General features: G+C 59.1%; 24 protein-coding genes and 2 pseudogenes. 12 read left to right on the top strand and 14 right to left on the bottom strand.

Annotated features, from left to right (window positions below; genetic code table 11):
• Positions 1-153: 153 nt before the first annotated feature.
• From RGV33_RS01305 to rfbB, 7 genes are read right to left on the bottom strand one after another with little or no spacing between them, the layout of a single operon-like run.
• A complete protein-coding gene (locus tag RGV33_RS01305; protein WP_322142787.1) occupies positions 154-609 on the bottom strand; it encodes a thioesterase domain-containing protein in 456 nt (151 codons plus the stop codon).
• A gap of 27 nt (positions 610-636) precedes the next feature.
• Positions 637-2022, bottom strand: coding sequence for a sigma-54 dependent transcriptional regulator (locus tag RGV33_RS01310; RefSeq protein WP_322142788.1), 1386 nt, complete (start codon positions 2020-2022; stop codon positions 637-639).
• Complete coding sequence (locus tag RGV33_RS01315) at positions 2019-3827, bottom strand: sensor histidine kinase (protein WP_322142789.1); 1809 nt, start codon at positions 3825-3827, stop codon at positions 2019-2021. Before RGV33_RS01315 ends, RGV33_RS01310 begins: the two co-directional genes overlap by 4 nt.
• A 36-nt stretch (positions 3828-3863) precedes the next feature.
• On the bottom strand, positions 3864-4745 hold the full coding sequence (rfbD, locus tag RGV33_RS01320) for a dTDP-4-dehydrorhamnose reductase (protein WP_322142790.1): 882 nt from the start codon (positions 4743-4745) through the stop codon (positions 3864-3866).
• Positions 4742-5287: a dTDP-4-dehydrorhamnose 3,5-epimerase gene (rfbC, locus tag RGV33_RS01325; RefSeq protein ID WP_322142791.1), complete on the bottom strand. Its 546-nt coding sequence runs from the start codon at positions 5285-5287 to the stop codon at positions 4742-4744. Before rfbC ends, rfbD begins: the two co-directional genes overlap by 4 nt.
• On the bottom strand, positions 5284-6159 hold the full coding sequence (rfbA, locus tag RGV33_RS01330) for a glucose-1-phosphate thymidylyltransferase RfbA (protein WP_322142792.1): 876 nt from the start codon (positions 6157-6159) through the stop codon (positions 5284-5286). The genes rfbC and rfbA overlap by 4 nt, the downstream gene beginning before the upstream one ends.
• The gene (rfbB, locus tag RGV33_RS01335; protein ID WP_322142793.1) at positions 6156-7238 is read right to left on the bottom strand and encodes a dTDP-glucose 4,6-dehydratase; all 1083 of its coding nucleotides are present in this window, start codon (positions 7236-7238) and stop codon (positions 6156-6158) included. The genes rfbA and rfbB overlap by 4 nt, the downstream gene beginning before the upstream one ends.
• Before the next feature lie 177 nt (positions 7239-7415).
• Between rfbB and RGV33_RS01340 the strand changes: the two genes are divergently transcribed.
• From RGV33_RS01340 to RGV33_RS01355, 4 genes are all read left to right on the top strand, one after another.
• Complete coding sequence (locus RGV33_RS01340; protein ID WP_322142794.1) at positions 7416-10325, top strand: aminotransferase; 2910 nt, start codon at positions 7416-7418, stop codon at positions 10323-10325.
• 125 nt (positions 10326-10450) lie between these two features.
• Positions 10451-11329 carry an N-carbamoylputrescine amidase gene (gene aguB / locus RGV33_RS01345; protein ID WP_322142795.1) on the top strand — a complete coding sequence of 293 codons (879 nt, stop codon included), beginning with the start codon at positions 10451-10453 and terminating at the stop codon, positions 11327-11329.
• 6 nt (positions 11330-11335) lie between these two features.
• Positions 11336-12442 carry an agmatine deiminase gene (gene aguA, locus RGV33_RS01350; protein WP_322142796.1) on the top strand — a complete coding sequence of 369 codons (1107 nt, stop codon included), beginning with the start codon at positions 11336-11338 and terminating at the stop codon, positions 12440-12442.
• A gap of 242 nt (positions 12443-12684) precedes the next feature.
• Positions 12685-12897 (top strand): hypothetical protein, encoded by a 213-nt coding sequence (locus RGV33_RS01355; protein WP_322142797.1) that lies wholly within the window; start codon positions 12685-12687, stop codon positions 12895-12897.
• A gap of 65 nt (positions 12898-12962) precedes the next feature.
• Here the strand turns inward: RGV33_RS01355 and RGV33_RS01360 are convergent, their stop codons facing one another.
• Positions 12963-13385 carry a TonB-dependent receptor domain-containing protein gene (locus tag RGV33_RS01360; RefSeq protein WP_416152052.1) on the bottom strand — a complete coding sequence of 141 codons (423 nt, stop codon included), beginning with the start codon at positions 13383-13385 and terminating at the stop codon, positions 12963-12965.
• Positions 13386-13561: 176 nt separating this feature from the next.
• Between RGV33_RS01360 and RGV33_RS01365 the strand changes: the two genes are divergently transcribed.
• From RGV33_RS01365 to RGV33_RS01385, 5 genes are all read left to right on the top strand, one after another.
• A complete protein-coding gene (locus RGV33_RS01365; protein ID WP_322142798.1) occupies positions 13562-14272 on the top strand; it encodes a DsbA family protein in 711 nt (236 codons plus the stop codon).
• Between the two features lie 270 nt (positions 14273-14542).
• Positions 14543-15838: an OprD family porin gene (locus RGV33_RS01370; RefSeq protein ID WP_322142799.1), complete on the top strand. Its 1296-nt coding sequence runs from the start codon at positions 14543-14545 to the stop codon at positions 15836-15838.
• Positions 15839-16040: 202 nt separating this feature from the next.
• On the top strand, positions 16041-16256 hold the full coding sequence (locus RGV33_RS01375) for a tautomerase family protein (protein WP_088424356.1): 216 nt from the start codon (positions 16041-16043) through the stop codon (positions 16254-16256).
• Entirely contained in the window at positions 16253-16903 is a 651-nt protein-coding gene (locus tag RGV33_RS01380) for a DsbA family oxidoreductase (RefSeq protein WP_322142800.1), read from the top strand. The genes RGV33_RS01375 and RGV33_RS01380 overlap by 4 nt, the downstream gene beginning before the upstream one ends.
• A gap of 31 nt (positions 16904-16934) precedes the next feature.
• On the top strand, positions 16935-17645 hold the full coding sequence (locus RGV33_RS01385; RefSeq protein ID WP_322142801.1) for an SDR family NAD(P)-dependent oxidoreductase: 711 nt from the start codon (positions 16935-16937) through the stop codon (positions 17643-17645).
• Between the two features lie 166 nt (positions 17646-17811).
• Here the strand turns inward: RGV33_RS01385 and RGV33_RS01390 are convergent, their stop codons facing one another.
• Positions 17812-18093 (bottom strand): DUF3077 domain-containing protein, encoded by a 282-nt coding sequence (locus RGV33_RS01390; RefSeq protein WP_322142802.1) that lies wholly within the window; start codon positions 18091-18093, stop codon positions 17812-17814.
• A 464-nt stretch (positions 18094-18557) separates the two neighbouring features.
• Here RGV33_RS01390 and RGV33_RS34110 point away from each other — a divergent pair.
• From RGV33_RS34110 to RGV33_RS01400, 3 genes and pseudogenes are all read left to right on the top strand, one after another.
• Positions 18558-18629: pseudogene (locus RGV33_RS34110) on the top strand (CopG family transcriptional regulator); the annotation flags it as partial.
• Positions 18628-19211: pseudogene (locus RGV33_RS01395) on the top strand (hypothetical protein); the annotation flags it as partial. The pseudogenes RGV33_RS34110 and RGV33_RS01395, both read left to right, overlap by 2 nt.
• The gene (locus RGV33_RS01400; protein WP_322142803.1) at positions 19184-20161 is read left to right on the top strand and encodes a hypothetical protein; all 978 of its coding nucleotides are present in this window, start codon (positions 19184-19186) and stop codon (positions 20159-20161) included. The pseudogene RGV33_RS01395 and the gene RGV33_RS01400, both read left to right, overlap by 28 nt.
• A gap of 30 nt (positions 20162-20191) precedes the next feature.
• Here RGV33_RS01400 and RGV33_RS01405 read toward each other — a convergent pair whose 3' ends face one another.
• The 5 genes from RGV33_RS01405 to RGV33_RS01420 form a co-directional block, all read right to left on the bottom strand.
• Positions 20192-21079, bottom strand: a complete 888-nt coding sequence (locus tag RGV33_RS01405; protein ID WP_322142804.1) for a DUF4145 domain-containing protein — start codon at positions 21077-21079, stop codon at positions 20192-20194.
• Positions 21080-21566: 487 nt separating this feature from the next.
• Complete coding sequence (locus RGV33_RS34115) at positions 21567-21713, bottom strand: DUF2971 domain-containing protein (RefSeq protein ID WP_416152053.1); 147 nt, start codon at positions 21711-21713, stop codon at positions 21567-21569.
• Complete coding sequence (locus tag RGV33_RS01410) at positions 21704-21961, bottom strand: hypothetical protein (protein ID WP_322142805.1); 258 nt, start codon at positions 21959-21961, stop codon at positions 21704-21706. Before RGV33_RS01410 ends, RGV33_RS34115 begins: the two co-directional genes overlap by 10 nt.
• Positions 21962-22361: 400 nt before the next feature.
• Complete coding sequence (locus tag RGV33_RS01415) at positions 22362-22676, bottom strand: type II toxin-antitoxin system YafQ family toxin (protein WP_322142806.1); 315 nt, start codon at positions 22674-22676, stop codon at positions 22362-22364.
• Complete coding sequence (locus tag RGV33_RS01420; RefSeq protein WP_322142807.1) at positions 22606-22932, bottom strand: type II toxin-antitoxin system RelB/DinJ family antitoxin; 327 nt, start codon at positions 22930-22932, stop codon at positions 22606-22608. Before RGV33_RS01420 ends, RGV33_RS01415 begins: the two co-directional genes overlap by 71 nt.
• Positions 22933-23102 lie beyond the last annotated feature (170 nt).

The raw sequence follows: 23102 nt of genomic DNA on the forward strand, positions 1-23102 counted from the left end.
GCGCCCCGTAGCAGCTGTCGAGCGCAGCGAGGCTGCGGTGGCAGCCCCGCTGTAATCACGGCTGGCGCAGGACCGAGTTGCGCCCGACGCAGCCTCGCTGGCGCTCGACAGCTGCTACGGGGCGGGGGTTATACGGGGCGGGGGTTATGATTGTTAGCGGTGCAGGACGTACTGGCCAGTAAAGGCTACCGCCCGCTCTTCACTGCCTTCGTTGACAATCCACGTCTCCAGCGCCAACCGCGCCCGGCCATACCGTTTATAGGTCGCCAGGAATCGCTTCCACACCTTGTCATCAGGTGCCCGGCAAATCGCAGTCGCATCGGTGGTTACCGGTAGCGGATAACTGATCTGCCCTTCCTGAATCACGATGTGCCCGTCTTCAATCCCTTCTTCCCGTAACTGCAAATGCAGCCAGCCCCAACCCGCCAGCACCGCGCCGCAGTACAGGCTGCCGCCAAACATGGTGCTCTTGTGGTTGATGTTGGCGTCGAGCGGCAAACGCAGTTGCAGTTGCCGGCCCTGCCAGTCGAGCACCTTGAGGCCCATTTCCCGGGTCAGGGGAATGTCGTGGTGAAGGATCGATTCCAGGTAACGGCTATCGCGACTCATGGTGGCCTCGTGGCAGATGGGAGAGGGTCATTCGTCGTCAGCGTGGCTGTTGGCGCTGTCGGCGAAGTTCAGACCGTGCTTGCGCAGTTTGTCGTGCAGGGTTTTACGCGGCACGCCCAGAGCCTCGGCGAGGCTGCGCATGGAGTTGTGGGTGCGCGCCAGTTCGGCAGCAATCAGGCTTTTTTCAAATTGCTCGACCTGCTCGCTCAAACCGCCGGGCGTGCTGGTTAACACGCCGGCCGTCGGGCTGTCCGGGGTGCTGTCCAGCGCCAGTTCCAGGCCCAGGGCGAAACGTTCGGCGGCGTTTTGCAGTTCGCGCACATTGCCCGGCCAGCTATGACGCAACAGCAGCGCACGTTGGCCCGGTTGCAGCTCTTTCATCGGTAGCCCGTGGCGGGTGCTGGCTTCGTCGGCAAAGTGCTGGAACAGCATCAGCGCATCTTCGCCCCGTTCGCGCAGCGGCGGAATACGCAGCGGCGCGACATTGAGGCGGTAATACAAGTCGGCCCGGAAGCGCCCCTGGTCGGCAGACTGGCGCAGGTCTTCCTTGGTGGCGGCGATGATGCGGATATCCAGCGGGATCAGTTGATTGCCCCCGAGGCGCTCCACCACGCGCTCCTGCAACAGCCGCAGCAGCTTGACCTGCACGTCCAGGCTCATGCTTTCGATTTCGTCGAGAAACAGCGTGCCGCCGTTGGCAAATTCGAACTTGCCGATGCGCCGCTTCTGGGCGCCGGTAAAGGCTCCCGGCTCATGCCCGAACAACTCGCTTTCTACCACCGACTCGGCCAGGGCGCCCGCGTTGATCGCCACAAACGGGCCGGTGCGGCGGTTTGACAGGTCGTGCAGCGCCCGTGCCACCACTTCCTTGCCGGCGCCGGTTTCGCCAAGTATCAGCACGTCTGCCTTGGTCGCCGCCAGTGCACCAATCTGCTCGCGCAGGCGCAACATCTGCGGTGAGTGCCCCACCAGCCGGGTGCTCAGTTGTTGGCGGTCGCTCAAGGCCAGGCGCAGGCTGCGGTTGTCCAGCACCAGGCGGCGCAGGGCCAGGGCGCGGCGTACGCTGTCGAGCAGGGCGTCGCTGGCGAAGGGTTTTTCGAGGAAGTCATAAGCACCGGCACGCATCGCCTGCACCGCCAGCGGCACATCGCCGTGGCCGGTGATCAGCAGCACCGGCAACTCCGGGTCCTGGGCATGGAGTTCCTTCAACAGTTCCAGGCCGTCCATGCCGGGCATGCGGATGTCGCTCACCACCACGCCCGGCCAATCCCGGGACAAGCGTGAGGTCAGGCCCTGGGCTTCGCCGAGGGTGAGGACTTTCAGCCCGGCCAGGTCCAGGGTCTGGCACAGGGCCTGACGCAGGTGTGGATCATCGTCGATCAACACCACCTGAATCTGGTTATCGATACTCATACACTGCGGTCCTCGGACGGTTGCAGACTGACGCCCGGTGCTCCGGCGCGCAGTTTCAAGGTTAACAGCGCGCCACCTTCCTTGTGGTTGGCAAACAACAGTTCACCGCCAAAGGCGCGCATCAGGGTGTCGCAGATCGCCAGGCCCAACCCCAGGCCCTGGGTGCGGGTCTTGGTGGTGTAGAAAGGCTCGCTGGCGCGGCCCAAGGCTTCCATGCAGAAACCCGGGCCGTTGTCGCGAATGTACAGGTTGACGCCCTGTTCGGTGGTTTGGGCACTCAACCACAGTTTGCGTGGCGGGCCTTTTTCGGTCAGGGCGTCCAGGGCGTTGGCCAGCAGGTTGCCCAGCACCTGGCGCAGGCGCGTTTCGCCGGCGGCGACCCACAAGGTGGCCTCGGGCAAATCGCGGATCAGCTCCACTTCCATCGCCCGCCTGCGCTTGGCCAGCAGCGCCAGCGCATCGTCCAGCGCCGGTTGCAGGGCCACGCTTTCCGGCGCGTGGCGGTCGCGCCGCGCGAAGGCGCGCAAGTGGGCGATGATCGAGGCCATGCGCCCGGTCAATTCACTGATCAGCTTGAGGTTGCCACGGGCGTCGTCGGTGCGCTCATGGTCGAGCAAAATCTCGGCGTTTTCCGCATAGCTGCGAATCGCCGCCAGTGGCTGGTTGAGTTCATGGCTGATACTCGCCGACATGGTGCCCAGCGCCGACAATTTGCCCGCCTGCACCAGGTCATCCTGTGCGCGCACCAATTCCTGTTGGGCCTGTTCACGCTCCAGCACTTCCTGTTTCAGGCGCCGGTTGAGGCCTTCCAGGTCGCTGGTCCGTTCGATCACACGCATTTCCAGCTCGCGGCGGGCCTTGGCTTCGAAGGCGATGCGCTCCAGGTAGTGGCGGCGGCGCTGCATCATCAGGCCGAGCAACAGCATCAGCACCAGCAAGGTGGCGCCCCCCACGGCAACCACGGTGCGCACCGGGCGATTGATTAACGTGCGCGGGGCGAGGATCTCGACCTTCCAGCCGGTCTCTGCGATGTCGCTGGCCTGGCGCACCCAGGCCGTGGAGCTGAGGTTCAGCGGCTGCGGGTCGCGGGTCGGATAAGGCTGGATGGCGATGATGGCCTGGCGTTCTTCGTCCGTCAGCGGCCGGGTGGCACGAAAGCGCCATTGTGGCCGCGAGGTGAGGATTACCACGCCGTTGTGGTCGGTCACCAGCAGTTGTTCGGGCGTGTTGCCCCACAGGCTTTCGGTGTGGTCCAGGTCGACCTTCACCACCAGCACGCCGATGATCTTGTCGCCATCGCGCACCGCGGCGGCGAAGAAGTAGCCGCGCTTGGCCGAGGTGGTGCCCAGGCCGAAGAAGCGCCCGAGGCGCCCGGCCATGGCTTCGCTGAAATACGGGCGAAAGGAAAAATTACGCCCGACAAAGCTGTCCTGCTTGTCCCAGTTGGACGCGGCAAGCGTTTTGCCGGTGGTGTCCATCAGGTACATCACTTCTACCCCGGCCTGGGCGGCGACGTCCTTGAGCAGGTGGTTGGCGTTGACCAGGTTGGTGCTGATGTGGGGCGCGTCGATGGCAGTGCGCAGTGCTGGCAGGTCGCCGAGTATTTGCGGCAGGATTTCGTAGCGGTGCAGGGTGCCCAGCAGGTTGGCGACGTACAGGTCCAGCGTCTGGCGGTTCTGCCCGGCCAGTTCGCTGCGGTAATAGCGTTCGGCCAAGTGCTCCAGCGGCCACAACAGCGGTGCCAGGCACAGTGCCAGCAACGCCAGGCTGCGCCAGCGGGGTCTTCGCGGAAGGGGTGGAGTCATGGGAGTCGTGCGCCTGTGGGTACAGGCGCATTATGCCTAGTGCTGCTCGGCAAGACACTCGCGTAATGCGTCGTGCCACTGCGGCTGCGAGACGTGCCATTGTTGTTGCAGGCGGCTGCAATCGAGGCGCGAGTTCAGCGGGCGCCTGGCCGGCGTTGGATAGGCGCTGGAGGGGATCGCTTCCAGCTCGGCGCAGGCACGGCCGCTGGCGCGCAGTTGCTCGCCGATGGCCTGGGCAAAGCCGAACCAAGAGGTCTCGCCCTGAGCGGTCAGGTGATAGACACCCCAATCTCCGGCCTGGCCAGCCTGCCAGCGCTCGATGAGGGCGCGGGTGCTGTTGGCGATGGTTCCGGCCCACGTGGGTGCACCGATCTGGTCGGCGACGATGCGCATCTGCGGCTTTTCCTGCAGCAGGCGTTGCATGGTCAGCAGGAAGTTCTTGCCGTGGGCCGAGTAGACCCAACTGGTGCGCAGAATCAGGTGCTCACCGCCGACGGCGGCGATCGCCTGTTCACCGGCCAGCTTGCTTGCGCCATAGACGCCCAACGGGTTGGTTGCGTCGCCTTCGTTGTAGGGCGCGGCCTTGCTGCCGTCGAACACATAGTCGGTGGAGTAGTGGATCAACGGAATGCCCAGTGCCTTGGCTTCTTCGGCGAAGATCCCGGGTGCGCTCGCGTTGATGGCAAAGGCCACGTCCGGTTCGCTCTCGGCTTGATCGACGGCCGTATGGGCGGCTGCGTTGATGATCAGTCCCGGGCGATGGGCGCGCACTTGCTCGCGGATCTGCTCGGGACGGGCCAGGTCAAGCTGGTCGCGGCCCAGCACAATCAGCTCGCCCAGGCCCTGGAGGCGCTGTTGCAGCTCCCGCGAGACCTGGCCGTGTTGGCCGCTGATGAGGATCTTCAGGGGGGCGCTCATGGGAACAGGTCGGCCTCTTGCAGGCTACTCCCGGCCTGGTCCTTGGCGGACAAGGTCGGCATGCCAGTCAGTTGCCAGTCAATCTTGAGCTCTGAATCGTCCCACCGAATGCACCGTTCGGCTGAGGGCGTGTAGTAGTCCGTGGTTTTGTAGAGGAATTCGGCGTGGTCGCTGAGTACTACAAAACCATGGGCAAATCCCGGTGGGATCCACAATTGGCGATTATTCTGCGCGGACAAGCGCACGCTCGCCCACTTGCCGAAGTGCGTTGAGCTGCGACGGATATCCACCGCAACGTCCAGCACTTCTCCCGCGATTACACGCACCAGTTTGCCCTGGGCGTGCTCTACCTGATAGTGCAGGCCACGCAGCACACCCTGTTGCGAGCGCGAGTGGTTGTCCTGCACAAACTCCTGTTGCAAACCGGTCGCCTGGGCAAAAGCCCGGGCGTTGAAACTTTCATAAAAAAAACCGCGCTCGTCGCCAAAAACCTTCGGCTCGATGATCAATACACCGGGCAGTTCAGTGGCGGTCACATTCATTTAGTTTCCCCAGCAAGAGTGAACAAGTATTGACCATAGCCGGTTTTGCCAAAATATTTGGCCCGCTCCAATAAATGATCTCGGTCGATCCAGCCGTTCTCGTAAGCGATTTCCTCCAGGCACGCCACTTTTAACCCTTGGCGGTGCTCGATGGTTTGTACATACGTCGAGGCTTCCAGCAGGCTGTCGTGGGTGCCGGTGTCGAGCCAGGCGAAGCCACGGCCGAAGCGTTCCACGTGCAAGTCGCCACGCTGCAGGTAGGCGTTGTTGACGTCGGTGATCTCCAGTTCGCCGCGTGGCGAGGGTTTGACTGCCTTGGCAATCTTGATCACGTCGTTGTCGTAAAAATACAGGCCGGTCACCGCGTAGCTCGACTTTGGCTTGGCGGGTTTTTCCTCGATGGAAAGTGCGCGGCCCTGGCTGTCGAAATCGATCACGCCGAAACGCTCCGGGTCCTTGACCCAGTAACCGAACACCGTGGCCCCGGACGGGCGTTCGGCAGCAGTGCGCAATTGGTCGCCGAAGTGCTGGCCGTGGAAGATGTTGTCGCCCAGGATCAGGCACACCGGGTCATCACCGATAAACTCTTCGCCAATCAAAAATGCCTGGGCCAGGCCATCCGGAGACGGTTGTTCGGCGTAGGTGAAACGCACGCCAAACTGGCTGCCATCGCCCAGCAGGTTACGGTATTGCGGCAGGTCCAGCGGAGTGGAGATCAGCAGGATGTCCTTGATCCCGGCCAGCATCAGCACGGAGATCGGGTAGTAGATCATCGGCTTGTCATACACCGGCAACAGCTGTTTGGAGACGCCCAGGGTAATAGGGTGCAAACGGGTGCCGGAGCCGCCGGCCAATACGATGCCCTTCATCATGCGATCAGATCCTTAAAGTCGGTGTTGCCTAGTCGTTCGCCCTGATAACTGCCGTCCTGGACCCTGCGGCACCATTCGAGGTTATCGAGGTACCACTGCACGGTTTTGCGCAGGCCGGTCTCGAAGGTTTCTTCGGGAACCCAGCCCAGTTCGCGTTCAATCTTGCCGGCGTCGATCGCGTAGCGCTGATCGTGGCCCGGGCGATCCTTGACGAAGGTGATCAGGTCAGTGAATTTCTCGACGCCCGCCGGGCGCTGCGGCGCCAGCTCTTCCAGCAGGGTGCAGATGCTGCGCACCACGTCGATGTTCTTCTGTTCGTTGTGACCGCCGATGTTGTAGGTCTCGCCCACTACGCCTTCAGTCACCACTTTGAACAGCGCGCGGGCGTGGTCTTCGACGAACAGCCAGTCACGCACTTGCAGGCCATCGCCATACACCGGCAAAGGTTTGCCGGCCAGGGCGTTGAGGATCACCAGCGGGATCAGCTTCTCGGGGAAGTGGAACGGCCCGTAGTTATTCGAGCAGTTGGTCAGCAGCACCGGCAGGCCATAGGTACGCTGCCAGGCGCGGACCAGGTGGTCGGAAGCAGCCTTGCTGGCGGAATACGGCGAGCTTGGCGCGTAAGGCGTGGTCTCGGTGAACAGGTCATCGACGCCATGCAGGTCGCCATACACTTCATCGGTGGAGATGTGGTGGAACCGGAAGGCGCTTTTGGCCGGTTCTTCCAGCGTCTGCCAATAGGCGCGTGCGGCCTCCAGCAGGCTGTAGGTGCCGACGATGTTGGTCTGGATAAAATCCGACGGGCCGTCGATGGAACGGTCCACGTGGGATTCGGCCGCCAGGTGCATGATCGCGTGCGGCTCAAAGCGCGCCAGCACGGCGCTGACGGTGGCCTGGTCGATGATGTCTGCCTGGACGAACTCATAGCGGCTGTCGGTCGCGATGCTGGACAGCGACTCGAGGTTGCCTGCGTAGGTCAGTTTGTCCAGGTTGAGCACTTGGTGCTCGGTGTGTTGAATCAGGTGCCGGATCAGAGCGGAACCGATAAATCCGGCGCCGCCGGTGATGAGAATGCGCATGTCTGAAGCCCTTTTCCTTAGACGGACAATAAGCGAATGGAGCATAGCTTGAGTTGTGACGCCGGGCGGTGCAAGGGGGGAGAGCATTTTGCGTGCCAAAACACCTGATTCGAAGGGGTTGCGTAACGTTCGGCACAATGGCGATATAAGCGCCTGATAAAAAGCCGAGGTCGTCACATGTTGCTCGCCACGTTGATTCATCGCGCCAGCCTGCCATGCCCGCAGGTGGGGCCTGTGCCTGCGGCGCAGCTACTTGAGCAGCATTACGGCCTCGGTGGGGCGTTGCATTCCCTGGGCAGCCAGCAAGACCTCAATTACCGCGTCGACAGTGACCGTGGACGGTGTGTGCTGAAGATCTGCCGGGGCGACTACGCCGCCGTCGAGCTGCAGGCCCAGCACGCCGCCCTCAAGCACTTGCAGGCACATTCGGATGTGCGGGTGCCCAGGGTGATCGCGGCGCTTAACGGCCAAGCGATACTGACCGAAAGGGTCGCTGGGCAAACGGTGCATCTGCGGCTACTGGAGTATATCGACGGCCAGCCGCTGACCCATCTGCCGCATCTGGGACGCGAAATCATCGCAGGGTTCGGCGAGCTTTGCGGGCGCATGAGCCTGGCGTTGGCCGGCTTCGAGCATCCGGGCCTGGAACGTACCCTGCAATGGGACCCGCGTCATGCCCTTGAGCTGATCACGCATTTGCTGTCGACCCTCGAAAACCTTCCGCAGCGGGCCGCGCTTGAGCGCGTGGTGGAACAGGTCGGAAGTCGTGTGCGGCCCTTGGCGGACCAATTGCCGTGGCAAGCCGTGCACATGGACATCACCGATGACAATGTCGTCTGGCAGCGTGACGCCCGGCGGCATTGGCAGGTCCAGGGTGTGATCGACTTTGGCGACCTGGTACGCACTTGGCGCATTGCCGACCTGTCGGTGACTTGCGCGGCGCTGTTGCACCATGCCCAGGGCGATCCGTTCGCCATTTTGCCGGCGATCCAGGCTTGCCACGCGGTCACCCCGATGCAGCCGGCAGAGTTGCAGGTGTTGTGGCCTTTGATCGTGGCACGGGCTGCGGTGTTGGTCCTGAGCAGCGAACAGCAACAGAGCCTGGATCCGGATAACGCCTACCTGTTGAAGAACGCCGCGCATGAGTGGGAAATTTTCCAGGTGGCCACCTCGGTGCCTTTTGAACTGATGGAGGCGGCGATCTTGGGGTGTGTGGGTGCCGAGTTACCGCCGATTGCCGGGGCGGGCTTTGCACCGTTGTTGCCGGGGTTGGTGGGACGGGAGTTCGCGCTGATCGACCTGGGCGTACTCAGCCCGCATTTCGAAGCGGGAAATTGGCAGCAGGAAGGGATTGATCGGCGGATATTAGAGGAGGCGGCTCTGGTACATGGGCTGGCGGCCAGCCGTTATGGCCAATATCGACTGTCTCGCACCCAGCCCGACAGCTCAAGCGAGCCGGACACCTTCGCGCTTCACGTAGAACTGCACATGCCACTGGGCGCTGCGGTGGAAGCACCGTTTGGCGGCACCGTGCACTACGCCGCCGATGGTCTGCTATGCCTGCACAGCGCGCAGTTGAGCGTTCGGTTGTGGGGCGTGAAAGCCTTGTTGCAGCACGGTGCCGCGGTGGTAAAAGGCCAAGTGCTTGGCGAGGTTGCTGCGCCGCTGACGGTACAACTGTGCCGCGCCGAGCTTGAGCCGCCCCTGTTCTGCGCGCCTTCCCGGGCAGCGGCATGGCAAGCTGTGTGCCCATCCCCGGCTACTTTGCTGGGACTGGCCTGCGACGCCGAGCCGGAGTTGGACCCCAAAGCCCTGCTGGCCCGCCGCGACGCCAGCTTCGCCCGTTCGCAGAAGCACTATTACCTCGACCCGCCACGCATCGAGCGCGGCTGGCGCAACCACCTGATCGACATGCAGGGCCGCTCCTACCTCGACATGCTCAACAACGTCGCGGTGCTGGGCCACGGCCACCCGCGCATGGCGCAGGTGGCGGCGCGGCAATGGTCGCTGCTCAACACCAACTCGCGCTTTCACTATGCGGCGATTGCCGAATTCTCCGAGCGCTTGCTGGCCTTGGCGCCGGGCTCCATGGACCGGGTGTTCCTGGTCAACAGCGGCACCGAAGCCAACGACCTGGCGATTCGCCTGGCATGGGCCTACAGCGGCGGGCGCGACATGCTCAGCGTGCTGGAGGCGTACCACGGCTGGTCGGTGGCGGCAGATGCGGTGTCCACCTCGATCGCCGACAACCCCCAGGCCTTGAGCAGCCGCCCGGACTGGGTGCACCCGGTCACCGCACCCAATACCTATCGCGGTGAGTTTCGCGGGCCAGACAGTGCGCCCGACTACGTGCGCAGCGTGGAACACAACCTGGCGAAAATCGCCGCGCAGCAACGTCAGTTGGCAGGCTTTATTTGTGAGCCGGTGTACGGCAATGCCGGCGGGATTTCCCTGCCACCCGGCTATTTGCAGCAGGTGTACGCCTTGGTGCGGGAACAGGGCGGCGTGTGCATCGCCGATGAAGTGCAGGTGGGCTACGGCCGCATGGGCGATTTTTTCTGGGGGTTTGAAGAGCAGGGCGTGGTGCCGGACATCATCACCATGGCCAAAGGCATGGGCAACGGGCAGCCGTTGGGCGCGGTAATTACCCGCCGGGAAATCGCCGAGGCGCTGGAGGCCGAGGGTTACTTCTTCTCGTCGTCGGGAGGCAGCCCGGTGAGTTGCCAAATCGGCATGGCGGTGCTGGACGTGATGGAGGAAGAAAAACTCTGGGAAAACGCCCAAGTGGTGGGCGGTTATTTCAAGGCGCGGCTGGAGGCGCTGGTCGAGCACCATCCATTAGTGGGGGCGGTGCACGGTTCCGGGTTTTACCTGGGGCTGGAACTTGTCCGCGATCGGCAAACCCTGGAACCGGCCACCGAAGAGACCGCGCTGTTGTGTGATCGGCTGCGGGAACTGGGGATCTTCATGCAGCCCACTGGCGATTATCTGAACATCCTCAAGATCAAGCCGCCGATGGTCACTTCGCGGCGCAGTGTGGATTTCTTCGTGGACATGCTGGCGAAGGTGTTGAAAGAAGATCTGTAACAGTAAGTTCGATTGTTATCGGTAAAATATGATGATTTTTCGATGGCTGGATAATTATTTGCTTTGAAAGCCGATTTTTATCCGCTATAAAGACGTGCACTTGCCCGCCGCCGAGGAGATGATTCATGAGCCGTATCGTTACCGTTGCCGCGACCCAGATGGCCTGTTCCTGGGACCTTGAAGCAAATCTTGCAACCGCTGAAAAGCGCGTGCGCGAGGCCGCGGCCAAGGGCGCGCAGATCATCCTGATCCAGGAGCTGTTCGAGGCCCCGTACTTCTGCCAGAAGCCGAACCCCGACTACCTGCAACTGGCGACTACGGTGGAAGATAACGTCGCGATCAAGCACTTCCAGAAAGTCGCCCGGGAACTGCAAGTGGTGCTGCCCATCAGCTTTTACGAACTGGCCGGCCGTGCACGTTTCAACAGCATCGCGATCATCGACGCCGACGGCGCCAACCTCGGGATTTATCGGAAAAGCCATATTCCGGACGGCCCGGGCTACCATGAAAAGTATTACTTCAACCCGGGCGACACCGGCTTCAAGGTGTGGAACACCCGCTACGCGAAGATTGGCGTAGGCATCTGCTGGGACCAGTGGTTCCCGGAGGCCGCCCGCAGCATGGCGCTGCAAGGCGCAGAGATCCTGTTTTACCCGACCGCCATCGGCAGCGAGCCCCATGACAAGCGCATCTCGTCCCGTGACCATTGGCAACGCGTGCAACAAGGCCACGCCGGTGCCAACCTGATGCCGCTGGTCGCCAGCAACCGCATCGGCAACGAACAGCAGGACGGCTACGACATTACCTTCTACGGCTCCTCGTTCATCGCCAACCAGTTCGGCGAGAAAGTAGAAGAACTTAACGAAACCGAAGCAGGCATCCTGGTGCACAGCTTCGACCTCGACGAACTTGAACACATTCGCAGCGCCTGGGGTTCGTTCCGCGACCGCCGTCCGAACCTGTATGGTGCGCTTAAAACCCTCGACGGTTCCCTGGAGTCCTGAATCGCCATGACCACTTTGCACAGCACCCCCCGCGCCGACGGCTTCCATATGCCTGCCGAATGGGCGCCACAAACCCAAACCTGGATGATCTGGCCCGAGCGCCCGGACAACTGGCGCCTGGGCGGCAAGCCGGCGCAGGCCGCCCACGTGGCGGTGGCCAAGGCCATTGCACGCTTTGAGCCGGTAACCGTGGCGGTCTCGGCCGGCCAGTACGAAAACGCCCGTGCGCGCCTGGACGTGCCGAATATTCGCCTGGTGGAAATGTCCAGCGATGATGCCTGGGTGCGCGACACCGGGCCGACCTTCGTGATCAACAACAGCGGTGAAGTGCGTGGCGTGAACTGGGACTTCAACGCCTGGGGCGGCTTCGACGGCGGGCTGTACTCGCCATGGAACCGCGATGCCCAGGTGGGCGGCAAGATCCTCGAGATCGAGCGCAGCCCGCGTTATCGCACCGAAGGTTTTGTGCTGGAAGGCGGCTCGATTCACGTCGACGGTGAAGGCACCCTGATCACCACCGAAGAATGCCTGCTCAACCGCAATCGCAACCCGCACCTCGGCCGCGAGGAAATCGAAGCGGTGCTCAGTGCCAACCTGGCTGTGGATAAGATCATCTGGCTGCCAGATGGCCTGTTCAACGATGAAACCGACGGGCATGTGGATAACTTCTGCTGCTACGTGCGCCCGGGCGAAGTGCTGTTGGCCTGGACCGACGACCCGCAAGACCCGAACTACGCACGCTGCCACGCTGCCATGGACGTACTGCAAAGCAGCACCGACGCCCAGGGCCGCTCGTTCACAGTGCATAAAATGCCGATCCCGGCGCCGCTGTATGCCACCGAGGAAGAATGCGCAGGCGTGGACCCGGTCGACGGCACCCAGGAGCGCAATCCCACCGTGCGGTTGGCGGGCTCCTACGTCAACTTCCTGATCGTCAACGGCGGCATCATCGCGCCGAGCTTCGACGACCCGCTGGACAGCCGTGCCAAGGAGATTCTGCAGAGTCTGTTCCCGCAGCACGAAGTGGTGATGGTACCTGGCCGCGAACTGTTACTGGGCGGCGGCAACATTCACTGCTTGACCCAGCAGCAACCGGCCCCGCACAAAAACTGAGTGCACTTGTAACAGCCTGATGCCGATTCGCACGGTAATTGGGTAGGTTGCGATTAGCGTGCGCACAGCAAGCCCACGTCCCCTCTGGGGCGTGGGCTTTTTTGTGTGCGACTGCTGACAAACCGGGCACTTGGCATAGCTCTTGTATCGTTGTTGCCACATAGAGCACGGTATATGACTAAGTGGTTCTGTCATAAACCTTGAGTAAGTTAGCCGCTCATGCAGTCGGAGAGAACGCTGAAATGAATGCCGATATCAACCTGATGTACACGCGCACGTTCCACCCCTTGCGGGTGAACAGTGACGCAGTCCAAGCGTTGGCGCTCTGGTTGAAGGCAAACGGTTCCCGGCAGATCAGGACGGCCGACCCGCGCCGGGTCATGAGCGAACGGTACCCGGTGGGGCTGTTCAGCGAGGATGAGGTGCAGGCGTTGTGTGAATTGATGCAAGGCTGACGGTTGTTTTCAATGTTGCACTGGACCATGTGGTGAGGGAGCAAGCTCCTCACCACACAAGCCTTTTAGAAACTGTAGGTTCCGGTCACCACCAGACTACGCGGGTCGCCGAACTGAATCTGCGCCGCACTCGTCGCTGACGCGTAGTACGTCTTGTCGCTGATATTGTTCAGCGCCGCCCGCACATCCCATTCCTTCTGCCGGAACCCGGCCAGTGCGTCCCAACGCCCATAACCCGGCAACGCCACCGTGTTGGCGTTATCGGCATAACGCTCACCCACCAGCGTCAAGCCGGTCTCCGCGTACCACCCCATCTGCTGCTGCCAGCGCTGGCGCCCGACCTTGTTGGTTTTTGGGTCGTAGCTGACGGCGCAGGTGTTATCGAAGTCGCTGTCGAGGGTGAACACGCCCAACGTATGGCGCACCTGCCAACTGTCGTTCAACTCGTAGGCAAGCCGGGAACGCAGGGACTGGGGCACATAACGCACGGGGGGCCGTGTGGGTGGCGGTGCTGGTTTCCTTGACGCGCGGGTAAAATCTGTAACGGCGTATGTTTTTCAGGGGTATTCGTCCGATTTTCGAAACAGTCTGAACGCCAATCCGGGGTTTTTCCCAGCTGTTCGTAAGATTAATCTGCAAATATCAACGTCTATTGGAGCCCGTCATGTCGGCAGCCACGCTTCACTATATTTACGACCCGCTGTGCGGCTGGTGTTATGGCGCGGAGCCGCTGCTGCATGCCGCCCGGAGCGTGTTACCGATCCAGTTGCACGGTGGCGGCATGATGACCGGTGCCAATCGTCAATCTGTCTCACCGCAGTTGCGCGACTACGTGATGCCCCATGACCGGCGCATTGCCGAATACACCGGGCAACCGTTCGGGCAGGCCTATTTCGACGGCCTGCTGCGCGACCACACTGCGGTGTTCGACTCCGCTGCGCCCATCACCGCTGTGCTGGCCGCCGAAAAAATCGCCGGTCGAGGCCAGGAACTGCTGGCGCGTTTGCAAACGGCTCACTACGTCGAAGGTCGCCGAATCGCCGATAACGATGTGCTGCTGAATCTGGCCGAATCCATCGGTCTGGACCCTCAGGTCTTTAACGCCGCCTTCGATAAAATCCTGGGTGATGAGACTCAAGCGCACATCAAGGACAGCCGCCAATGGCTGGCAAAAATCGGCGGCCAGGGCTTTCCCACGCTAGCGCTGGAGCAGGATGGCCAACTTCAATTGCTCGACATCAGCCCTTGGCTGGGCAAGCCCGAAGCCTTCGCCGAGTGGCTGAGACAATCAGTCGCAATTTCGATTCAATCCACGCCATCGAGTGCACCAATGTGTGGCCAGCAGGGTTGCGAAGATCCGAGAAGTGCAGGATAGAGCCTTGTGTACTGATGGCTATTTAATGCTGCTTAGACTTTTTTTGCCTAAATACAGAAGATTCACGAAATTGACACACAGTAAAGGGCGCGGATAGGATTCGCCCCAACGCCTGTGGCTAACCGCCATGACTTCCCCAATAAAAAAAGGCCCGCGGCATATTCAGTCGTCTGCGGGCCTTTTTTTATCCGGGTAAGCCGACACCAGAAAAAGCAACACGGAGCCTGGTGTCACAGCGCGTACTCAACCAGTAATAAGGAATATAAGAAAATGTTGAAGCAACGGATGGGGCTGATCGCTCTGGGGATTTTGAGCGCTACGCAAGCAATGGCTGACGACCAGGCCCAATCAAAGGGTTTTGTTGAAGACAGCCACCTGAACATCGCGGCACGCAACGCGTACATCAGCCGCGACTACAAAAACGGCAGGCAAGACAAAGCCGAATGGGGCCAGGGCTTCATCGGCAAGTTCGAATCCGGCTTCACCCAAGGCACCGTCGGTGTGGGTGTGGACGTGATCGGCCAATACGCCATTCGCCTGGACGGTGGTAAAGGTCGCAGCGGCGCCGGCGGCATCAACTTCTTCAAGCAAGGCGACAGCGGCGAAGCGGCAAGCGACCTGGCCAAGGGCGGCGCAGCCGTCAAGGCGCGCATCTCCAACACCGTGCTGAAGTACGGTGACCAGATGCCAGCCGTGCCGGTACTGGAATACGACAACTCCCGCCTGTTGTCGGAAACCTACACCGGTACCTCGATCGTTTCCAAAGAGATCGAAGGCCTGCAACTGGACGCGGGTCACTTCACCAAGGAAGCCCAAAAAGGCGCCGAAGGCACCGACAGCGGCAACCTGAAAAGCATCAGCTACCTGGGCGGTAGCTACAAATTCACCGAAAGCCTGTCGGCCGCGCTGTACGCCTCCGACATGCAAGACGTGCTGAAGAAGCAATACGTCAACGTCAACTACGTGCTGGCCCTGCCAGAGAAACAATCGTTGACCTTTGACTTCAACGGCTACAAAACCAAGCTGGACAAGAGCTTCGCCCAGCTGACCCAAGGTGATGCCGACGCCCGCGACAACAAAATCTGGAGCCTGGGCGCCACGTGGGCGGTTGGCCCGCACAGCTTCACCCTGGCCCACCAGCGCAGCACCGGTGACACTGGTTACCTGTACGGCGGCTACCGCAACAACACCAAGGACAGCGGCATCGGCGACGGTGGCAACACCATCCTGCTGGCCAACTCCTACTGGTCTGACTTCAACGGCAAGGACGAGCGCTCCTGGCAAGCAGGCTACGGCCTGGACTTCAGCGCGTTCGGCGTGCCTGGCCTGACCTACAACATCGCCTACGTGCGCGGCACCAACATTGACGACGGTTCCAACCGCGGCAGTGGCACCGAGCGTGAGATCTTCAACCAGTTCAAATACGTGGTACAGAGCGGCCCGGCCAAAGACCTGAGCCTGCGTGCCCGTGCGTCGTGGTTGCGCGTTTCCAACAACGCCAGCAATTACAACGTTGGCGGTAACGAGATCCGTCTGTTCGCCGACTACCCGATCAACGTTTTCTGATTGATCGCTCGTCGCGCCTGAATCAAGGCGATAAAAAACCCCGACTGGTTCGGGGTTTTTTTATGCCTGCCATCAGGCCTGATTGATTACATCGCATCACTAATGAAGTACGCCGCCCCACCTTTATCCACCTCAAGCAACCTCTTAAATTGGCCCCACTGCCTGCCCACCCTACCGATGGGCAAGTCACTGGAGCCTTGCCATGCCATTTGTCAGCGTACGTATCACCCGCGACGGCGTTACCTCGGAGCAGAAAGCCCAGGTCATTGCCGAGATCACCGAAACCCTCGAGCGCGTCCTCAACAAACGCCCCGAGCTGACCCACATCGTCATCGAAGAAGTCGACACCGATAACTGGGGCTACGCGGGTATCACCACCACCCAATACCGCAAACAGCTCGCGGAAAACCCCTCATGAGCACGCCCGTCACCATCGACTTCATTTCTGACGTGGTGTGCCCGTGGTGCGCCCTTGGCGCCACCGCGCTGGAACAAGCCATCGCCAACCTGGCGGGCGAAGTAAAGGTTGAACTCACCTTCAAACCCTTCGAGCTCAACCCCGACATGCCCGCCGAAGGCGAAAACGCCGTGGCCCACATGATGCGCAAATACGGGCGCAGCGCTGAAGAAGTCGCCAGCGGCAAAAGGATGCTGATGGAGCGCGGCGAGGCCATCGGCTTCACCTTCGACCTGGAAAAGCGCAGCCACTTCTACAACACCTTCGACGCACATCGGTTGTTGCTGTGGGCGCTGCAACAAGGGCGGCAAGTGGAGCTGAAAAGGGCGCTGTTGCACGGGTATTTCACCGCTGGCCAGAACGTCAGCGACCACGAAACCCTGGCGCGTTTAGCCGCCGAAGCCGGGCTGCAAATTGAAGGCGCACGACAGGTGCTGGGCTCTACCGCCTACGCCAACGAAGTGCGCGAACTACAAGCGTTCTACCGCGAGCACGGCATCAACTCCGTACCGGCCATGGTCCTAAATGGCCGCCAGTTGGTCTCCGGGTCGCAATCGGTCAGTTACTACGAACAGATGCTGCGGGAAATGTCCGCCGTGGCTGCTTGAACCATCCCATTTTCCCTATAGAGGTTTCATCATGAGCAATTCGAAAAAAGTCGTTGTGATTACCGGCGCATCCCAAGGCCTCGGCGCTGCTGCGGTAAAGGCTTACCGCGAGCTGGATTACCGCGTGGTTGCCACCTCCCGGTCGATCAAACCATCGACCGACCCAGACATCCTTACCGTGGCGGGCGACATCGCCGACCCGGCCACCGCCGAGCGCGTCATCCGCGAAGGCGTGGCGCGTTTTGGCCGCATCGACAGCCTGATCAACAACGCCGGGGTGTTCGTCGCCAAACCCTTCACCAGCTACACCCACGAAGACTACGTAAGCGTGTTGGCGGTGAACCTCAACGGGTTCTTCTACATCACCCAACTGGCGATCACCGAGATGCTGAAACAGGGCGCCGGGCACATCGTCAACATCACCACCAGCCTGGTGGACCACGCGATTGATGGCGTGCCATCGGTGCTGGCCTCGCTGACCAAAGGCGGGCTGAACTCGGCCACCAAATCCCTGGCGATTGAATACGCCAAGCGCGGCATTCGGGTGAATGCGGTGAGCCCTGGGATTATCAAGACCCCGATGCATGGTGAAGAGACGCATGCGGCGTTGGGCAGCCTGCATCCGGTGGGGCATATGGGGGAGGCGCGGGATATTGCGCAGGCGATTGTGTACCTGGAATCGGCTGGGTTTGTGACGGGTGAAATTCTGCATGTGGACGGTGGGCAGAGTGCTGGGCACTAAGCTGCGCGGTTGAACAAAAACGCCCCGGGCCCTTACGGTTCGGGGCGTTTTTGTGGGTGACGGCTTCAAGCCAGGCACTCTAAAACAAACAACAACGATCAAATGTGGGAGCCGGGCTTGCCCGCGATGGCGACGGCCCAGCCAACACATCCACAACCTGCCACACCTACAGATTATTGCCCGGCGACTCCAACACCTTCACCACATCATCAATCACCGCCTTGCTCATCTCTAGCAGATAGTGCGAAGCCCAGGCGTACCGGTCTGTATCCCGAATCATGGCAGCGTCCTCTGCCAACAGCTTGGCCACATGCAGCAAATCAGAAACGTGAGACAGCGCTTCCCGCAGGGAAACCCCGCTGTTAACGCGAAACAAAGGCTGATCGGAATGAAACGAGAAAGGGGTAACGCCGAGGGTAGTGAGGCCAGACGGATTTGGAGCGTTCATCGGTAAAACTCCCATATCAAGTGAGAGCTACCACGTTCGTTATCAGGCGAATGGGTGGCAGCTGTGCGCAGGCTGATAAACCGGAGATACAGGAACCCGGCAGGCCCGAAGGCCTCCCACGCACAGCCGCCATTGCACGAAATGGTGGGCGTAAAAAACGCCTGCACATCGTGGTTGTGGGGCGCTGTTGCGCCTGCATCTTGCCGGGTTATCAGGCCCGGTCGCTGAATTGGCAGCGACGGGGGGAGGGTAGCGTGGTGGTGGATTGGGTGCAACTGGGCAGAGTGATGGGAGTTAAGGGGAGCAACTGACTTGTAATCAGTAGGTCGCCCGCTTGAGCACAAAACGCGCGTTGAGATCACCAATCTTCCTGCCCCTGCGAAATATCGTCGCGACGACCTGCTAATTCAAGTGAGTGCTTGCCGGTGTAACATGCTCAACGATCACTCACCATCGAGGCTGCCATGACCGGGATATCTCTGAACCTGCCGGAAGACCTTTCGAACGCTCTCTCCGACCTGGCCAAAGGCCCCGGTTAAAGGCCTGGTAACGCTCGATATCGGCTACAACGACAGCACGCTGCAACGGCACTTTATCGGCTACGTCGAGCGCTCCACCACGGCCAGCAGCACCCAGCAAGTGCTGTTCTGTCGCGAGCTGGCCGCGATTCTGGCCAACCCGCTGCCGCTGAACCTGCGTCACGTCGACCTGCGCGCCGTCCTGGTCGAGATCGGCCAGCACACCGGTTTGCGCTTCCGCGTCCCGGAACAGCCGTATGCCAGCGTCAAGGCGCCGTTTTCTACAGCCTGGCCGCCGGCTATCAAGCCATGGACAGCCTGGCCCGGGTTTTCAACATCCCCGACTTCATCTGGCAGCAACAGGGTGACGGAGAAGTGTTCGTGGGCAGTTGGGCCGACAGCTTCTTCGGCGTTCGCTCGCCGCTGCAGCTGCCGGTGGAACTGTTCGACGACTACCAGGGCAACCAGAGCGCGATGATTGCAGCCCTTCCCGGGTTGCGACCAGGTGCAACGATCAACCACAGCGAGCGCATCACTAGTGTGGCGCTCATCGACAACCAGATGGCCATCCGGTGGACGACGCAATCCGCCGCAGCGTAGAACGACAATTCCCCGAACTCACCGGCGGTTACCACCTGCCACGCTTTGCCCGGGTTGTCGCCGTGGCCGACGCCCCTGCCGGCGCCGGGATCTGTGACGACTTCCGGCCGCGCTACGCGGTCGACATCGAGGTCATGGGACCGGATGGCGAGCCAGACACCAAGCTGCCGATCCTGGCTGGCGTATCCTTGCCGCTGCCCACCGGAGGCGAGGAAATGGGCATCTATGCGTTCCCCGAGGAAGGCACCCAGGTTGTGGTGTGCTTTGCCTACGGCCTGCCGCACAAGCCGTATATCCAAACCATTCTGCCTCACGGCTTGAGCATGCCCAGCGTGCCGAAGGGGGACCAGGTGTGGCAGCACAGCGAGGCCTGTCAGCAACGCGTCGACGCGGACGGCAACTGGCTGCGCCAGACTGACGGAAAGATCCTGGACAAGGCGATCGAGCGGGAAGTGGAGGCGATGGGCAACACTGAGCGTTACCAGAGCCACACAAGGACCGTGGACGACCATTCAACCGAGTCGGTAGGGGGCATCAAGACCCTTGAAGCCCTGGGCGCGCTCAAGCTGTTGTCGGGTGGATCTGCGAGCCTGGCGGCGGTGGATGACTTGCACCAGGCGACCGGGCGGGACTTGAGCCTGGTGGTGGGGCAGAAGCACAACGCCACGGTTGGTGGCGACATGGAGGAAAGGATTGAGGGGCTGCGCAAGAGCGTGGCGGGGGGCAGTCAGCGACTGGTGGCGCCTAAAACTTGGTTGGGCTCAGAAGGCGTAAATGTATTGCAAGTGCTCTGTGAATTGCTTGAGTTAGTGCAACAAATGAATGCTCAACTCGCAGCTCACACCCATCTTCCAGGCCCTGGGCCAACGCCGTATGATGTATCTGAATTCACGGCGAAAGCTGAGAGTGCGGCATTGATTAAAATAAAGTTAGAACAAGTAACATTGTAAGAGGCAGCAATAGGGGATATGTGCTCTACATTATTTTGACGATGCTGGCGTTAGCAATGTGTAATGTTGTAGATCATCTTTAGAACCCTGAAATTTGCCTTTTGTACCCATGCCTAAAAGTAAAAAATCTTTTTTTGCAATTCGTTTGTTAAGTTCGTCTTCAAATTTTTTTGTTGAGCCGCTTATTTTTCGAATGTCTTTTCCAAAGAATTTTGAGATGGGGTAGGAATCGCCAGCCTTAAAGTCTGCAATCTTTTTTATGAGTAGTTTTTCGAAATCGTCGTACTCATCAATCATTCCATCAAGTCCGCTTGTCTCAAGATCTAATAAGTATACCGTCGTGAGAAGATGCTCAACAATAATTAAAGCAGCGTCTAAATTTTTCTTGATGGGTTTTTTGATGTCATGCGCTGCATCATTTCCCATAAACCGAATTGCGTGCAAACGTGTAGAGTCTTTCTTTGATATAAGCCCTTTAGTAGCAAGGTTTGTAATTCTTGTGCTTAATTCTTTTCCAGCAATCGCTTGGTCGTTACATATTGCCTCAAGTGTTGTTCTAAGACCTATGCCGGTCAAAGTCAATGATCCCTGAGAGTATGCGTCGCAAGTCTCCCTGTAGATACTTCCTACAATGTGCGGAAGAAAGTAATAATCTATCTTAGCTACGCTTATCGGAGGGAATATATCAATTTCGGTAGGTGTTTCCCATTCGTTATCACCAGTAGGCCAAGCATTTTCGTAATCAATAAAGACTTTTCTAAAAGAAAGATTATCGCATCCGTCGCATTTAACAATTTGGTGTCGTCGGGTGTAATGATATTCAGAAGGGTCACCCTCCTCACGGTGTTCGGAGTTTATAGTATGGTTGGTTTCGATCTTGCAGTTAGAGCATGGACTTTTTAGTGTCTTTGGCGGCATGAATGGACTCCGAAGGATGTTGGTTTTAGCGATAAGGAGCCACAGACTTTTTCACTGCAACGGAGGGAAGCCCAACTGTTTCTAAGAATATTGATACGCCAAGGCCAAGAGCTGGATTTCTAGGGCCTAAGATAACTTCTTTTATTGGATTTGGAAATTTTTCGCTGATGAAGCTTAAATCAATATAAGGCACCGGGCAGTTGTCTCGCATCACAAAAGATATATTTGCTGGCGGGATTTCTTGGCCGAATGCAGTGCCGCCTGAGTCCCCGAGCTTTAACTATTGTTACTGATTTCCGTGATAATCATATGAAGTAACCTGACTTCATTTTCTTCATAAAAAGCGGGATTTTTTAATGCGGCAAGCTCAGTGTAAAGGTGAAAGCAAATCGTTTCGAAATCAACGTCACGAGTATGGCCTTGACTTTTTTGAACGTGATAAATTGCTCTTATTGCATCTCTGACTTCTTCAAATTGCTTTTTTCAATCATAAAGGACTTCCAGCGGCATCGAAGCCATATTTTTTCAATAGTTTTGAATCAAAACCGATAGCATAGCCTTGACCATCATCTGCATAGGCTCGCCACTGGCTGAGTACATCGCCAGCTTTCGAGAAGCAGGTGGCTAGTCCCAAGCCGCGGGAGCTTGCAGATGGATAATTGCATCTATGTCATCCAAGAAAGCAATACCCACTTCACTCTGAAGTTCAGTAGCGACGTCCTCCCATACGCTATATCCCCACTGCATTTCTTGAGAGTCATTCATGGAGTTAATGTCGCTAAATCTAAGCTTCTTTCCAGTGCAAATCGCTAAAAAAGTTTCTGCAGTACAGTAATGGTAAAGTATTTCTTCTGTTTCTGGTGAGTAGTTTCGCTTAAGCATCTGAACAGTCCTTAGTAATCAGGATGAGGGGGCAGGTATCCCTGCCCCCTTATGCCTAGGAAATAAATCGATCGATGAGCCAGCATGCAAAAAACACTATGACCCAAAGATCAATTTCCACCTCTACCACTTTTAAACGCAGCCTAAACATGGCAGTAGCCCTGTTTCGTGCTGGCAGCGCTGCCAACTTTTAATGGTTGGCATTTATATAGCGCCTTGCCAGGCGCTTGCTATTGGTTAACCGCGAATCACCGCAAGCAGCAGCTCCGGAGCCTGAGTTATCCGAGTGGCACAGCCAGGAACGGGCTCAGACTACTTCACCTTTAGCGGCTAGAGAGGCCGCATTCAGGGGGTATCACTCCCTCCGAAACCTTTTGGCCGATAAGTGTTACATCGGCCATCATTCAAACAGTTCGGCATGGCTGCCCAGGTCTACAAAAGTCACTAGGTCAGCCCGCGAGTGTTCGTAAATCATCAGGAAGTCACCTCCAATATGGCACTCTCTGAAACCATCCCAATTACCTGTCAACGCATGATCACGATATTCCGCTGGTAGTTGATCTCCCAAGAAAAGCGTCGTCATCACAGCACGGACTTCATTCATATCCCGACGGCCTGCACGCTTATAGCGCTCCCAGGACTTTTTAAATTCCGGCGTCTGCGAGCACTGCTTTGGCAGATCTGCCCGCTTTTGCTTCTTCTCCGGCTTCGCCATCAGTATCCCTTAGCATGTCGTCGATCGAGTCAAACTGGCGACGAATTTCACGCGCTTGCGCCATCGCACGAGCGGTTTTCTCCGAAGGGACACGAACTTCAAAAGGCAGCCCTTGCGTTGTCACTACCTGACGGAGGAAAAGACGCATAGCGTCACTGAGGCTCAACCCACAAGCATTCAGCACAGCAGTGGCGCGATCCTTCAAATCCTCGTCGATGCGGCAACGCACGTCAGTGGTTTTCAGTAATGCGGACATGATATCACTCCCTCACAAAAAATGTAGCTACGTTGTGGCTACAGTCAAAGTATGGGCCAACTCATCAAATTTGATCAAGCACTTTTTGTCCTGAGCAGGACGTTAGGCAAGTCAAGCGTCGGAATCCTTATGACACGCCAGAAAGGAGCTGCAATAAGAAAAATTCGATG

The sequence above is a fragment of the Pseudomonas sp. Bout1 genome (assembly GCF_034314165.1).
GTDB lineage: Bacteria > Pseudomonadota > Gammaproteobacteria > Pseudomonadales > Pseudomonadaceae > Aquipseudomonas.

Bases quoted from the DNA above. Each gene is read 5' to 3' on its own strand.
- RGV33_RS01305 (WP_322142787.1), bottom strand. From the start codon at position 609: ATGAGTCGCGATAGCCGTTACCTGGAATCGATCCTTCACCACGACATT.
- RGV33_RS01310 (WP_322142788.1), bottom strand. From the start codon at position 2,022: ATGAGTATCGATAACCAGATTCAGGTGGTGTTGATCGACGATGATCCA.
- RGV33_RS01315 (WP_322142789.1), bottom strand. From the start codon at position 3,827: ATGACTCCACCCCTTCCGCGAAGACCCCGCTGGCGCAGCCTGGCGTTG.
- rfbD (WP_322142790.1), bottom strand. From the start codon at position 4,745: ATGAGCGCCCCCCTGAAGATCCTCATCAGCGGCCAACACGGCCAGGTC.
- rfbC (WP_322142791.1), bottom strand. From the start codon at position 5,287: ATGAATGTGACCGCCACTGAACTGCCCGGTGTATTGATCATCGAGCCG.
- rfbA (WP_322142792.1), bottom strand. From the start codon at position 6,159: ATGATGAAGGGCATCGTATTGGCCGGCGGCTCCGGCACCCGTTTGCAC.
- rfbB (WP_322142793.1), bottom strand. From the start codon at position 7,238: ATGCGCATTCTCATCACCGGCGGCGCCGGATTTATCGGTTCCGCTCTG.
- RGV33_RS01340 (WP_322142794.1), top strand. From the start codon at position 7,416: ATGTTGCTCGCCACGTTGATTCATCGCGCCAGCCTGCCATGCCCGCAG.
- aguB (WP_322142795.1), top strand. From the start codon at position 10,451: ATGAGCCGTATCGTTACCGTTGCCGCGACCCAGATGGCCTGTTCCTGG.
- aguA (WP_322142796.1), top strand. From the start codon at position 11,336: ATGACCACTTTGCACAGCACCCCCCGCGCCGACGGCTTCCATATGCCT.
- RGV33_RS01355 (WP_322142797.1), top strand. From the start codon at position 12,685: ATGAATGCCGATATCAACCTGATGTACACGCGCACGTTCCACCCCTTG.
- RGV33_RS01365 (WP_322142798.1), top strand. From the start codon at position 13,562: ATGTCGGCAGCCACGCTTCACTATATTTACGACCCGCTGTGCGGCTGG.
- RGV33_RS01370 (WP_322142799.1), top strand. From the start codon at position 14,543: ATGTTGAAGCAACGGATGGGGCTGATCGCTCTGGGGATTTTGAGCGCT.
- RGV33_RS01375 (WP_088424356.1), top strand. From the start codon at position 16,041: ATGCCATTTGTCAGCGTACGTATCACCCGCGACGGCGTTACCTCGGAG.
- RGV33_RS01380 (WP_322142800.1), top strand. From the start codon at position 16,253: ATGAGCACGCCCGTCACCATCGACTTCATTTCTGACGTGGTGTGCCCG.
- RGV33_RS01385 (WP_322142801.1), top strand. From the start codon at position 16,935: ATGAGCAATTCGAAAAAAGTCGTTGTGATTACCGGCGCATCCCAAGGC.
- RGV33_RS01390 (WP_322142802.1), bottom strand. From the start codon at position 18,093: ATGAACGCTCCAAATCCGTCTGGCCTCACTACCCTCGGCGTTACCCCT.
- RGV33_RS01405 (WP_322142804.1), bottom strand. From the start codon at position 21,079: ATGCCGCCAAAGACACTAAAAAGTCCATGCTCTAACTGCAAGATCGAA.
- RGV33_RS01410 (WP_322142805.1), bottom strand. From the start codon at position 21,961: ATGCTTAAGCGAAACTACTCACCAGAAACAGAAGAAATACTTTACCAT.
- RGV33_RS01415 (WP_322142806.1), bottom strand. From the start codon at position 22,676: ATGGCGAAGCCGGAGAAGAAGCAAAAGCGGGCAGATCTGCCAAAGCAG.
- RGV33_RS01420 (WP_322142807.1), bottom strand. From the start codon at position 22,932: ATGTCCGCATTACTGAAAACCACTGACGTGCGTTGCCGCATCGACGAG.